Here is a 14962-nt window from a genome sequence, read left to right on the forward strand (position 1 = left end):
ATAAAACTATTTTTTCTTTCTGGAAAGGATCAATGTCATACCAGCGATTGCTATTGTTGCAATACCTGCAATTGGGGCAAAGTCTCCTGTTTTTGCTGCATTCGCTTTGGTTGTCGTCGTTTCCTGTCCTGTCTGTACTCCTTCTTCTGTTGGTTTTGTAGATGGTGTTTCTGTTGTTCCACCTTCTACTGCTACTAAGCCATCCATGGCAGCCTGTACATTTGCTACTGCTGTATTTACTTCTTCTTGGCTTGCGTTTTCATCCGCCATTACTTCATTCGCTTTTTCTACTGCTGCTTGAAGTGTTGCATAGCTTTCTTCTGTGTATGCGTTCGCATCTATCTTATTGGCTTCTGCAAGTACTTCTTCCAGGATGGATTTATCTGCTTTGTATCTCAGGTTCAGCATTGTATTCAACAAGTTGTCTGCTGCTTCATTTACTTCTGCCTGCATAGCGTCTCCATCTTCATATACTGCCTGTGCCGCTTCTAATGCTACTGTAAATTCTGCTTTGCCTGTTTCTACATAACGGTCAAGTTCCGCATTGATTCCGTTTGCTGCTTCGATTAAGGATGCCAATGTTGTTTTATCCCCTGCTACAAAGCCTAATTTGTGAATTTCGTTCAAGAGGGTTTTCCATGCTTGGTTAATTGTTTCCTGAGTTGCATTATGATCTGCTGCTATTGTTTTTGCTTCTTTCAACGCTTTATCAAAGGATTTCTGTACGCTTTCAATAGCATTGTCATATTCTCCACTTGCCTTTGCATTTTCTGCATAAGCAATGACAGAATTTAAAATCCCTTTGTCCACTAATTCAATTTCTGTTACTTGGTATGGCGTTAATACAACTGGTCCCATCATTCCATATTCATCTGGTTTTCTGGTATCAGTTGGATTTGCTACTAAAACTGCATTCAATAAAGTGGAAGCAACTTCTACTGTAATGGTGTTCTCTCCGGATTTTAGATATTTTCCAATATCAATAGTAGTGTCAATCTGACTTACTGGTACCTGTGTTCCATTTACATAAATTTGATAGGAATCCACTACATCCCCTAAACTGATGATAGCTCCTATGCCTTCTTCCCAGCCTTGTTCCAGGTTAAAGCTGGTTGTATAGGTTCCGATTCCAGATACATTTTCTAAACCAGAGATTTCTGTCCATGGTTTTAATCCGTCTACCGTACCAACATCAATTGTTGTTTTCTTGGTATCTGTTGGGGTATCCCCTTTACTCCAGCTTTCTACAGACAGGTTCCAGCTGGAAAGTTCCATTGGGGCAGCAACTTGTTCTGTCTCGACTAAAACCTTCTTGTTATTACTTAAGGTAACTGTTTCTGTACCAGCTTCATATGATTTTGCCAATATAGTTTGTCCGTCAAATTCTGTATCCAGGTTTGATTTGGTTACATAGGTAGAATGTTCCTGACCCCAATCTTCATTGGTCAATGCAACCATAATGGAATCGTTTCCAGCGATCGTAACAGGGATGGTAACACTATTACCATTGCGGGTATATTGGCTTACAGGGGTAACTTCACCAGTCCAGGTATTGAGGAAATATGGTATTCCAGAACCTTGTAAGGTTACTTCAGTTGTAACAGGCTGAATCTCTTTCGCGGCTGGATAGTTATTCGCATTGCCATAATTATAAAGGTAATAAAAATCAGTAGAATCTGTTTGACGATGGACATTGATTACATAATCCTGTTGGCTGTAAGAAACATCCGGTGTAACGCCTAACTGTTCCAATGCCTGTGGGACAGAAGCAGTGTCGGACACTTGAACGACAGAGTCACAAGCCATGATTTTAGATACAATACCAGCAATATCGGCATTTTCACAGAAAGCATCCTGAGAAGGGGCGTCTCCAACAATAATGATAGGGAAGCCCTGTTTGGCGTAGTTGAACAACTGGTTGGCAGCGTCTACAGTTAAGGTTTCCTGCTGGTCTAAGATGATTGCTTTGTAAGCAGGACCTGATTCATCCAAACGTCCGTTGGAAACAACAGCATTTTCCAGGGATAAGGCAGATGGGCTAACAAAATCATAGGTATAGCCACTTTGAGTTAACAATTCGTCGTCCTTGTATACCTTTTCCGCTCCTGAAAAATCAATTTTTTCAAAATATCTTTGTGCATAAATTGCTAAATCTACTTTTGATTCGCCTTGGCGCAATATATATTGATTACGAGCAATATAATTGGTATAACTTTGTGCATGTTTCCAGCTTGGAATACGGTCACCCCAACTATTCGACCAAGAATTTGCACCAAATCCTTCAAATCCAGGCCATTGAGTTCCCGCTACATAACCATTTTCATTACCTTCTCCATCGTATTGTCCGTTATAGGAATGACCGTGGAATACAATCTGGTTGACCCCACCTGCAAATGCCCGTTGAACATGCCACATCTGGTCATCCCAGGTTTGCTGGTAGTTGCCAGCCCCTTCTTCACCATTTCCACGGAACATATTGTAAACAAAACTTCCTAAGTCAATAGAAATATTTTGTTCTGGAGAAGCTTCGATCGAATAAATCTCTTTATCCGTCATATGTACTGCACCGGATTGTAAACGATAAAAGTCGATAATATCTTTACCATATAATGTTTCAGTTTCCGGAATATCCACATACATTGCTGTTTGCGGTAGTTCCAAACTCTTTCCATAAGAAGTCTGGTAACGGAGATCTACCCCATGTTTTTCACAGAATTCGGATAATGGTTTTAGATGGTTTTCAATATACAACTGGGTTAATGTATCTTTATAATCATTTTGTAGGGCATCGCTATTTTTATTAAATTGGAAGTCTGGTTTTGGTTCTCCACTATAATTGCCCTGTGAATCGGTATCATAAACTGCTGGTAAATAGGCAGTGATATCATAATTTTTATATGCTTTAAAATCGTCTAAAAGACCCAAGGTCCAATCAAGATGAGTAGTAAATTCTAGGGAATCAATAAACAAAGCAGAGGCATTTTTAAAATCTTCTCCGTAGTATGGTAACAGATTATTTTCCCAGTAATCAATAATTGCCTGGGAACCTGCTTTTCCAAAATGGTCTACTTGATAGTTCCCATATTTCTGTTCTCCAGAAGGATGTTGCCACCAGCCAAATAATACATATTCCCCATCATCTTCTGGAGTAAAGTTTACTGTATAGTCGGTTGGATCATCACTGTTTTGAACAACCTGGGTTTCCATATTTAATGTTTGAGCGGAATCGTAATCTAAAATATGATTTTCCTTATCCACATATTTTGCTACGGTAACAGCCAATAGAACAGGGGTTCCAGCATCTAGTTCTGTAGCTACAGGGACTTTTCCGCTGTATGGATTCTCTTTGGTGATACCATCCACATGATTAGCGTCCACTTCCATTTGCGCCCCTGAGTTTGGGTCGTCTAAATCTTTGATAGTAGGTAGAGCCAAAGGCCATGCCGGGGTCATAGTAAAATCAATAGTAAAATCATATTTTCCAGCTACTTGGAGCATATGTTTAATCATTTCATTCCATTGGTCTGTGCCCCAATCAATGGAATCACCACCTTCTCCACCAGTAGAAACTGGTACAATTTCTGCACCGCCAAATCCAGCTTCAGACATGGATTTGATTTCTGTTTCAATTTCTGATTTTGTCATATGGGAACCTGGAACCCACCATCTCGTCTTTGGACGATTTTCGCCGGATGGGTCCTTAAATTCTTGTAAAAAGGAATTTTCTGTTGTTGAATTGGAAGAATCTACTGCAAATACAGAAGTAGTAGAGCCTACCATTAGAGCAGCTAAGCAGATAGCAACCCCTTTTTTAACCATATTCTTCATTTATTTTCCCTCACATTCATAAAAAATTACCTGATCAGGATTGCTTGTAGTTTATAAACGATTTCTGTTGACATGTCTTTGTTTGTATTATACAATAATTACAACCAAAAATATATTTCTTAATCAGCAAATAATTTATATCATTTTCGGAAAATGAGGAGGAAACATGGACCAAATACCGATAATTGTAAAACAATATATTCAGCTAGATAAGAGCACTTGTAGCAACATACATTTGTTTGATTTAAACAACATTGATCAAAAAACTATTGCACTATGCTTTAAAAATTATTATGTTACCTTTTCTGAGAACAATTTTTTTTACCAAATGAATTGATTCATGTATCAGTTGATCAAATTCGAAAGTGGGATATTCAATATCAAATGATAAAAAGACAAGATATTCCCCATAATCATGAGTTTTTTGAGTTGTTTTATGTATATTCCGGAAAATGTATTAGCACGATTGACGATGTTCCAGTGGAATTTCAACAAGGGGATATTGGGCTGTATTCTCCAAAAGCGGTACACTGTATGAAAACACCGGATGATGGGGACGTAGTGATTAATGTTTTAATACGCAAAAATTTATTTGACCAAACCTTTTTAAATATGGCAGATGATAACGATTTAATTACAGGCTTTTTTATGGATGCCTTGTACAATCCGAACAGCAACCAGAAACATGTTATCTTTAAAAGGGAACAGACAACAATCGCCCCTAGTATTATCATACAAATGATATATGAGTATCAGAAAAATGATGTTTTTTGCCAAAATATATTATCCGCTTATTTGGTTTGTTTATTATCTGATTTGGCACGCAGCTATACCAATCGATTATCCCATGTGCCAATGCACCGGAATAACTTACCGATTACTTCTTTGCTTTCCTACATCAACGAGCACTATCAAACCATTACCTTGGAAGAATTAGCGGAACAGTTCCATTATTCCACCCGTACTATCAGCAATTTTATCCAGAGGGAAACAGGAAAAACTTTCCGGGAAACCTTGCAAAATTATCGTCTCGTCCATGCATGTCAGTATCTTTCCAAAACGGATATTTCACTGAATGATCTGCCAGAATTAGTTGGATATTCCCAAAGAAGTACTTTTGAGCGGGCGTTTAAAGAATATTTCCATTGCACGCCAGCACAGTATCGGAAAAACCACCAATAGCCTTTATAAGAAAACAGGAACCTGCCATGTGACAAGTTCCTGTTTATTATTGGTGTTGTTTTCGATATTGCGACATCGTCATGCCAATTTCCTGTTTAAATACAGTGGATGCGAATTTTATGCTGTAACCTACTTCCTCTGCAATCTTACTGACAGGCATTTTGGTGGTAGAAAGTAAGCGTTTCATTGCTTGAATACGGGCTTCTTTTTGCAGTTCGGAGAATTTTTTTCCGGTATGTTTGTGAAGATAATAAATCATATTGCGAGGGGAATAGTGAAAATACTCTGCCATTTTTGCCAGTGTTCCATCTGCATAATGATTAGAAATATATTCCATAATCTGAATTTGGGTTAAATCAAGTTGTTCCAGGTCCAATTCCTTTCCATATTCAGCAGCAAGCTGGGTTAAAAATCCTAACAATAAGATTTTTAGATATTTTTGTGTCCCTTCATTAGATTTATTGCTAAAATATTCTACAATCATTTTTTGTAGATAAAATTCGATACTACTTCCTGGTTCACAATGGAACAGCATATATGGATTTTCCAACTCTTTATCCTGCAAAGAATCCACAAAAAAGTGGGTAATAGGGTTATTATCCGCCAACATGGTTAAAAAAGTTTCTTTTAATAAAGAAGGGCGGATCAGGATATTAAAGATAATATCGGTTTCTTCTGGTTTGATAATATTGTGTACGGATTGCAGGCTATACAAACAGATATCTCCCTGCTGAAATTCCCGATATTGCCCTTCGATTGTAGAGTAACATTTCCCCTGGTACACATAAAAAAATTCAAAAAATTCGTGGGTATGGTAGGGAGGAGTAATTGGAAAATCAGGGATAGCGATTAGGGGAATTTCAGCATTTACAGAAAAATCTTCTAACAAAGGTTTCGTATATTTACTATCAAAAATAATTGCAATGTCCTGCCCAGGTTCAAAAAAATTTTCTGTTTGGTAAATGGTTATCTCGTGGCCATCCCATTGTTGAACAGGATGTTGTAATTGATGTTTTTTTAAACGGTTGCGCAATTGCTCCTGAGTATTTAGTTCATGTTTTACAATCTCTTTGAGTTGTTTGATTAGATTATCTTTTTCCATCATACATTTCACAGCCTTTTTCTCGGTTACTTTTATTATAAAGGTTGTTTTTTCACTCGTCAACAGTTTGCATTTTTTCAAACTTTTTTCAGATAGGTTTGCAGTTCTATGGATTTTTCTTTTTGATATTCTTCTGTAAAATAGAATTATCAAATCTGATAGGAGGAAAAACAGATGAAGAAAAACAAACGATTCCGTCAGCTGTTATCTGGACTATTGGCAGTAGCAGTTGTAACAACTAGTCTAATGGTCATTCCAGCACAAGCGGATCAACTACAAACTCCAACCAATTGGGGAGATGCCCATTGGATATGGAGCAGTGAGGACTTAGATGAAAATGGGCTTGCTTCCGCACAGGATGTGTGGATGGATTTCCGTCGTGATTTTACGTTGGATTCCATACCAGAACAGGCAGAATTGAACATAGCAGTGGACTCAAAATATTGGCTGTATGTCAATGGAAAAGAAGTCGTTTGGGAGGGTGGCGTTAAACGCGGCCCAAATCCGGATGATACTTATTACGATACGGTGGATATTAAGGATTATCTAGTAACCGGAAAAAATACTATTGCCATTGAAACATGGTATTGGGGTCATGATTCCGGCCATATTTTAGATAGCGGAAGCGGAGGGCTATTGGTATCTTCCAATTTGACTGATGCTAATACTGGGAAGTTAGTGGAAACCGGGGATGGACAATGGTGGAGTATGAAAAACCCCGCTAATCTCCACGATGCACAAGCGACAGCAAATTATATTCCAGAATCCAGTACTATCTATGATGGAGCTTTAGCGATAGATTGGACTGCTTCGGATTATATTCCATCTGAAGAAAATGGTTGGAACCGTGCTACAATAGTTGGGGAAGATAAAAATGATCCTGGATACGCAGGGGATGGACCCTGGAATGACCTAATAGAACGGCCTATTCCACAATGGAAAGATTATGGAAGAACTGAATTGGAACTAACTCCAGTGGATGGTTTTGCTGCACAAACCAATGTAAAACCAATTTCCGACCTTGGCGTTCAATCGGATACCTATTCGATCCAATCCGATTTACAGTTAACCACATACAATACGCCATACGGAAAAGCAGCGAATGCTACTTTTGTATTTGGAGCAAAATCTGATTTGGACTATTATGAGGCAACGATTGACTGTTTGGACTATTTAAATGGAGGAGATACTGCCAATTTAAGTATATCCCATAGTGGCGTACCGGTACAAACGGTAGATATCTCAGATGTGATTACTCCAGAAAACTACAAAGAGCTTATCCAATTAAAATTAGATGTTGCTAATGAGGAACAGGCTACATTATCTTTAAATGGTACAACAGTAGCAACCATTGATGCAAACCTTGCTTCCAATCAAATGTCTTTTGGATATCAAGGATATTTAGTATTGGGATACGCAAGAAGTTGTGTTACAGTGAAACAGCTTACGATTAGCGACACCACTGGGATTGTATACCAAACTGATTTCAGTGAAGAATCAGATGCAGAATTTTTCCCAGCAGCAAAAATCAACAATGGTTTAGAAATTACCACAATGGTGTTTTACAGTTATTACAGTTACGATGGGCAAAAATATGAAGCAAGGCTTCCATACAATGCACAGATGGTTCCATACATTATTTTGGATGAAGGAACAGAAGCAGGTAAACAGATTAAAATATACAGTGATACTTATGATCAATCCAAAGAGAGAATTACTTATATTACCAAAGCAGGCACACAGGAGTATGAAGCAAAAAACTGGATTAACGGGGATTATTTATATATAGAGGTTCCAGATGGTGTTACAATAAAAGAGTTTGGTTTCCGAGAAACCGGTTATAATGTTCCATCAGGGGAAACTACAGATTTTGTCGGATATTTTGACAGCTCTGTCAAGGAAAACGATCCTTCTGTTACAGAATTTACTGGCGGACATACTTGGACAGAAAACCAAGTAAGTACAGAAAACAATTTTTATGATGAATTGTGGAAAAAAGCGGCCAGAACTCTATACGTTACGATCCGGGATACTTATATGGATTGCCCAGATCGGGAAAGAGGACAATACATCGGGGATGCAATCAACGAAATTGAAGAAGCATTTTATTCTTTAGGTCCTTCCGTTAATAGTTTGAGTGAAAAAGCGATCCGTAATATTTGTGATTTTCAGTTTGAACACGAATACAATGGTAGGACTTATTATGTCATGAGCAATGTGCGTCCTGGTGTCCATGAACAGGAAATTGATATTCAATCATTAGGTACTGCCCATGCGGCATGGACATATTATGAATTTACTGGGGACCAGGATGTGTTGGTGGATTGTTATCAGGCACTATATAACTATTTGACGAATTATGATATGGAAACCCAAGGTGATTATATTGGAACAGTAAAACCAAGGGATCCAAATACAATGATTTACAACCGTTTAACAGGATGGAGCGACTGGGGAGATAACCAGGATAGCAGGATTGCCACTACTATGTGGTGGTATATTTCTGCTAGTAGTGTCCGTAAAATGGCAGACCTGGAAGGAGTTCCAGCAACTGAGGAACAAAAATTATGGATAGATGAACGTTTAGTTAGTATTGAACAGAACTTTGAAAAATTCTGGAATGAAGAATTGCAGGCATACGCTACCAATTGGAATACAACTGACTGGTATAGTCCTAAAGAATTGGAAAATGGTACTCATCTAGTAGATGAACGTGTCAATGCATTAGCAGTGGTGTTTGGTTTAGTACCAGAAAACCGCTATAACGCAATGCGGAATCTATTTATGGGGACAGAAACGACACCAGCTTATGAAAATGCCAGCATTTATATGGAAAAATACGTGATTCAGGCATTGTATTTGATGGGATACGACACTGACGCTATGAACCGGATGGAAAAACGTATGATGGAAATGGTAAACACCTCTACCGATAGTACATTGTGGGAACAATGGGATAGAGCCAGTGGAACCAAAAACCATGGCTGGTCCGGCGGTAGTATGATTGCTATGTCCCGTTATGCAGCAGGTGTAGAACCAACTGGAGCAGGCTATTCCAGCTGGCATGTGGTTCCTCAAATGGGTAACTTTGAATCCATCAATACCCGTGTACCGTCCGAAATCGGCAATATTGATGTAACCATCCATAAAACAGCAAATGGATTAAATATGACTGTGGTTTCTCCTGGAAACAACGCTGAAATTTGGGTTCCAATAGAATTAGGTCAGCAAGTAGTAGCGAGCAGGGGTGAATACAAGGGAATACAACAAGTACATCAAAAAAATTATGCTGTATTTGAAGTTTCCGGTGCAGGAACTTACAGTTTTACTGCATCCCAAACAAATAAAGATATTTTGGATGCTGTGATTACCTATGCAGAAAATGCAAAAGCAAGTGGAGAATATGATAATGCCATCGAATCGGTACAGAAATCCTTTGATAAAGCATTGGAAGAAGCAAAAACAGTAGCAGCAGATCATAACGCAACCCAGGAAACAATTAACCAAGCATGGAAAACCCTGTTGAACGAAATTCACAAACTAGGCTTTGTAGCAGGGGATAAAACAACATTGGCATCCTTAATCGAAGCAGCAAACGGAATCAACGCGGAACTTGACCGTTATGTAGAAACAGGCAAAGCAGAATTTACAGCAGCATTAGAAGCGGCACAAGCAGTATACCAAGATGGAGACGCTATGCAGACAGAAGTAAATGAAGCAGCGGACAACCTGTTAAACGCAATGTTGAATCTGAGATACAAAGCAGATAAATCCATCCTGGAAGAAGTACTTGCAGAAGCCAATAAGATAGATGCGAACGCATACACAGAAGAAAGCTATGCAGTATTACAAACAGCAATAGCGGAAGCGAATGAAGTAATGGCGGATGAAAACGCAAGCCAAGAAGAAGTAGATATAGCAGTAGCAAATCTACAAACCGCAATAGAAGGTTTGACTTCAATAGAAGAAATCGAAGATAAAACGTCATCTGCTGATAACAATGGTATCCAAATGGGACAAGAATCTACGATGCCAAAAGCAGATGCAGCAAAAACAGGTGATTGTGTTCCAATTGTTGGAATTGTAGTACTTACAATAGCAGGAGCCGCAACACTGTTATTATGTAAAAAAAGATAATTCAGATAGCATTTAAATTTTATCTCTTCTATTCTCTTTCTTTTCCATAATAGCCCCTAACCTGATAATAAACCAGGTTAGGGGCTATTTTAGGAAATAAAACAGGCTCCGCTTTAAAAACGGAGCCTGTTTTATTTGTTCACAACTATTTTGATATCAAATCTGGTTTCCTTTCACATTTAGAAACTGGAAAGATCATATTTGATATACTTTTATGCCTCTTTAGAAGAGGTATCATTTGGATTTGGAATAACGGATTTCATATCTTCTACAACACTATTTAAATCTTTTAAATCCTGATTTAAATCAGAAATATAAGTGATATAGCTTCCAGAAATATAGATAACCGTATTGTACAATTCATCATAAGAAGTTTGTGCTTCTTCTACTACCTGTTGGATTTTTTGAAGTTCCTCATCTTCTGGATCTGGAAGTTCTCCACTTAAATTATCATATAAGTCGTCAATAATACCATCGGTGGATTCAATAGCAGAGATCTCATCTGCATTATCTTCCCTTGCGGCTGCTATTGCACTGTCTGGGTCATAAATTGTGTGCCCTTCATAATATGTTTTACCATCGATATAAGCATCCCAATAATCCACATAATCTGAACCTAACATTCCAACTTGGTATGCGTTTGTTACAATAGCGCTGTAATAACTATAAGCGTCCTCTTTGTATTGAGCGATTGCCTCCTGTTTTTCTTTTTCTGCTTGGATAGAACTATAAATAAAATATCCGGCAATTCCACCAGCAATTAAGAGGATAGCTAACACGATAGAAAGGATAATAACTAGTTTCTTTTTGCTTTTCTTTTGCGGTGTCATTCCCATTGGGGGAACTCCTGGTGGGATAAAATTAGGGTCTGTTGGTATCATATCAGGCTGTGGTTGACCATCTACAGGTATTCCAGCATTTGGGTTAAATTGGTTTGAAATTGGTTGCACTGGATGCCCACATAGGGAGCAAAAATTTTCGCTCTCTTGGATTGGAGAACCACAATTTTGACAGAAACTTGGTGAAACCATTTCTGTCTGTTCTTTTAAATCTGTTTGCTCCGTTGGCAATTCCTGTTCTACTGGTTCTGTTTCAACAGATGCTTCTACTGACTGTTCAGTGGTTTCCTGTTTTTTTCGATATTCTGAACATGTTTCAATACAGCATCCATGGCTGGTTTCCCAACACTCTTTATGGTAAACGGTACCACATCCTGGGCAAATTATGGTTTCCTGCTCCCCAATTTCTTTTTGGCATATAGGGCATATTGGATTTTTGGTTTCCTCCATACCATACTCCTCCTTCTTCATTTATCAATAATATCATATCATATTTCCCTATATTTTTCAATTCAAAATCACAACTCCTGTTGTTTTTTTGAATATTTTGTCGATATTTCTAACTGTACCATTATATTCTGTGCAAAAGCAATATAATAAAAACCCTCTATGTATTTGGATTAACATAGAGGGAATTATTATGATGTTATGCTTTACAATGGAAAATTATTCTTCCATTAATTTTTCTACACTTGCCAATTTTACGCAGATACAGAATAACTGCATCGCTTGTTCCAGTTCTTCTACTGGTGGGAACGTTGGTGCAATACGAATATTGGAATCGTTTACGTCAATTCCATATGGGAAAGTTGCTCCAACGCCTGTTAAAGTAACACCGGCTTGTTTACATAATTCACCCACACGTTTTGCACAACCATTCATTGTATTAAAGGAAACAAAATAGCCACCCTTTGGTTTGGTCCAGTGTGCAATCTCCAATGGAGCGATCTCGCGATCCAAATAGTCCAAAACAATATCAAATTTTGGTTTAATGGAAGCAGCGTGTTTTTTCATGTGTTCTGTTAAAAATTCTTGGCTCTTTAAATATTTGCAATGACGGATTTGATTTAATTTATCATATCCAATTATTTGTACTGTCATTAATTTTAAAATCCATTTGATATTGGACTCACTTGCAGCCATTGCCGCTACTCCTGCACCTGGAAATGTAATTTTTGAAGTAGAACAAAATTCATAAACCATATCCTGATTGTTATATTTTTTACATTCCTCAAAGATATTTAACAGTTCGTCATGTTCATCACTTAAATGGTGAACCACATAGGCATTATCCCAGAAAATACGGAAATCAGGTGCCGCTGGCTTTAACGCAGCAAAACGGCGTACCACATCATCGGAATAAGTAATACCAGTAGGATTTGAATATTTAGGAACACACCAAATTCCTTTTACACTAGCATCTGTATTAACTAGTTTTTCTATTTGATCCATATCCGGGCCATTTTCGTCCATAGGAATATTGACCATTTCAATATTCATCAACTCTGTAATAGCAAAGTGGCGGTCATACCCTGGCACTGGACATAGGAATTTTACTTTTTCCTGTTTGGACCATGGCTGATTACCCATAATGCCAAATTGCATTGCCCGAGCAATTGTATCATACATCAATTGTAAACTGGAGTTTCCACCAACAATAATATTTTCTGGCTGTACTTCTAATAGGTTCGCAAAGAATTTTTTTGCGGCAGGGATTCCATCTAAAATACCATAGTTACCTGCTTTTAAAATTTCTTCCGGTGTTAAGCATCGTAACATCTCCATAGAAAGCGCAATTTGTTCTACGCTAGGTTTTCCGCGGGACATATCTAATTTTACACCTAACTCTTTAAAAGCGTTATATTGTTTTTGTAAATTTGCTTTTTCTGTAGCTAATTGTTCTTTTGTCAAACTTGCATAAGAAGCCATGATGCTCCACCTTTCAAAAAATGATAGTTTACCTTATTATTATACTATATATTTCAAAAAATGCAAGATCAAAATAAAATTCTTGCAAACTTAAAATGACGAATTTTAGGTTTTTTCAAACCTGGTTTATGTGCAGGTTTTTTGTGACGATTATATCAGAGTAAAAATGGATAAAAAACAATAAATAAAAGCTTGAATGAATCATTTATCTGTTTTAGTTGCAAAAAATAAAAAAACCTGTGGATTTCTCACAGGTTTTTTGTTTATATACTTCTTTCTTAGAATACACAATACTGCTCCATATATTGTTCCATATGGGCGAGGATATCAGCATCTGTCCCTTGTTCAACCAGATAATCATGGATATCTTTTACTGTTACAATAGAATGTACTTGAATGCCGAACTCTTCCATAACCTCCATTACCGCTGTTTTACCAGGATTTTGTCCAACTTCACAGCGATTTACCGAGATGAACATATCATTTACAGTAACATCTGCACACCCTTTTAAAATTGGCATAGTTTCACGGATTGCGGTGCCTGCTGTAATTACATCTTCAATAATAATGATGCGGTCACCATCTTTAGGTTTATACCCAACAATGCTGCCACCTTCTCCATGGTCTTTTACCTCTTTTCGGTTAAAGAAATATGGTTTATCAATTTGATAATCCCTTGCCAATGATGCAGCTGTAGCTGTTGCCAATGGAATGCCTTTATAGGCTGGGCCAAACATCGCTTCAAACTGGTTACCGCAGGTTTCTTTTACCAAAGTGGCATAAAATTTACCTAAAGTCGCAATCTGTGCGCCAGTTTTGTAGTTTCCTGTATTCACAAAATAGGGGGTATTTCTTCCGCTCTTGGTCACAAAATTACCAAAACGCAAAACATCAGCGCTCATCATAAATTCTATAAACTCTTTTTTTGCAGGTGTCAACATTTTTATCATCCTTCCGCCGTTTTTTTCTATTATACTATAAATACTGGATATTGTTCAACTATTTTTTGATAGGATATTGGATGGACAAAATCAAATTAGTTTTATTGGCTTACTCCAAAAAATAAAATGAGACCATCATTTTATCCGCTATAACGAATATAGTTCAAATAAAGCTTTGTTCATATTTGTTGCAACTTTGCCTATCATGTAAAAAATAAAGATAATTTTTATTACCTATCTTTATTAGTAGACTATTTTGTTCCACCTAAACTTTTCATCCTTATCAGTAAGGTAGATGATTTTTGGTAAAAGCGGTAGATTACAAAATAGAAAGAGTTTGCTTGACAGCATTTCTAGTTTGACTAGAGAAATAGAATAGTAGTTACAAAAGGTATTCCCAATACTAGACTTATCATTATATGCCAAACATATGCTCTACAAAAATTTTAAGTCCGATTAGAATTAAGATAATGCCTCCTACAATTTCAGCTTTTTGCTTTAACAAATCTCCAAACTTTTTACCGATATAAACGGCAATAAAACTTAAAATAAAGGTTGTAGCAGCAATAATGCAAACCGAACTGATAATATTTACTGTTAAAGCTGCAAAACTAACTCCTACTGCCAATGCGTCAATACTAGTAGCGATTGCTTGCACCAATAATAGCCGGAAGGTTAATACCTTACAGACTGTGTGATCTTCATCCGATTTTACCGCCTCATACACCATTTTGCCACCGATGAATCCAAGTAGGATCAGAGCCAGCCAGTGGTCAATCGCATTCACTTTTTCGGCAAATACAGAACCGGCAAAATAGCCAATTAAAGGCATAATGCCTTGGAATAGTCCAAAAGCAAGAGCTGTTACAAAAGCATGTTTGACATGCATCTGTTTTAAACACATTCCATTTGTCATGGATACTGCTACCGCATCCATAGACAATCCGATTCCAATTAAAATAATTTCAAAATACCCCATGTTGTGCTGGTAATACCAGCGCACC

General features: G+C 37.5%; 8 protein-coding genes. 2 read left to right on the forward strand and 6 right to left on the reverse strand.

What is annotated here, in order from left to right:
- Nucleotides 1-6: 6 nt before the first annotated feature.
- On the reverse strand, nt 7-3828 hold the full coding sequence (locus tag H8Z77_RS01240; protein ID WP_286165362.1) for a glycosyl hydrolase: 3822 nt from the start codon (nt 3826-3828) through the stop codon (nt 7-9).
- 384 nt (nt 3829-4212) lie between these two features.
- Here H8Z77_RS01240 and H8Z77_RS01245 point away from each other — a divergent pair, with 384 nt between their 5' ends.
- Entirely contained in the window at nt 4213-5010 is a 798-nt protein-coding gene (locus tag H8Z77_RS01245) for an AraC family transcriptional regulator (RefSeq protein ID WP_186995913.1), read from the forward strand.
- Nucleotides 5011-5056: 46 nt separating this feature from the next.
- Here H8Z77_RS01245 and H8Z77_RS01250 read toward each other — a convergent pair whose 3' ends face one another.
- On the reverse strand, nt 5057-6115 hold the full coding sequence (locus H8Z77_RS01250) for an AraC family transcriptional regulator (protein WP_186995914.1): 1059 nt from the start codon (nt 6113-6115) through the stop codon (nt 5057-5059).
- A 171-nt stretch (nt 6116-6286) separates the two neighbouring features.
- Here H8Z77_RS01250 and H8Z77_RS01255 point away from each other — a divergent pair, with 171 nt between their 5' ends.
- Nucleotides 6287-10249: an alpha-L-rhamnosidase-related protein gene (locus H8Z77_RS01255; protein WP_186995915.1), complete on the forward strand. Its 3963-nt coding sequence runs from the start codon at nt 6287-6289 to the stop codon at nt 10247-10249.
- 212 nt (nt 10250-10461) lie between these two features.
- Here the strand turns inward: H8Z77_RS01255 and H8Z77_RS01260 are convergent, their stop codons facing one another.
- The 4 genes from H8Z77_RS01260 to H8Z77_RS01275 form a co-directional block, all read right to left on the reverse strand.
- Nucleotides 10462-11538, reverse strand: a complete 1077-nt coding sequence (locus H8Z77_RS01260) for a zinc-ribbon domain-containing protein (protein ID WP_186995916.1) — start codon at nt 11536-11538, stop codon at nt 10462-10464.
- 216 nt (nt 11539-11754) lie between these two features.
- Nucleotides 11755-13017, reverse strand: coding sequence for an aspartate aminotransferase type Ic (locus H8Z77_RS01265; RefSeq protein WP_186995917.1), 1263 nt, complete (start codon nt 13015-13017; stop codon nt 11755-11757).
- A gap of 278 nt (nt 13018-13295) precedes the next feature.
- Nucleotides 13296-13958, reverse strand: a complete 663-nt coding sequence (gene pyrE / locus H8Z77_RS01270) for an orotate phosphoribosyltransferase (RefSeq protein ID WP_186995918.1) — start codon at nt 13956-13958, stop codon at nt 13296-13298.
- 415 nt (nt 13959-14373) lie between these two features.
- Nucleotides 14374-14937, reverse strand: a complete 564-nt coding sequence (locus H8Z77_RS01275) for a manganese efflux pump MntP (protein ID WP_069989278.1) — start codon at nt 14935-14937, stop codon at nt 14374-14376.
- Nucleotides 14938-14962: the final 25 nt, after the last annotated feature.

Origin of the sequence: Clostridium facile (assembly GCF_014297275.1) — a bacterium.
In the GTDB taxonomy this organism is placed as follows: Bacteria; Bacillota; Clostridia; order Oscillospirales; family Ruminococcaceae; genus Massilioclostridium; species Massilioclostridium facile.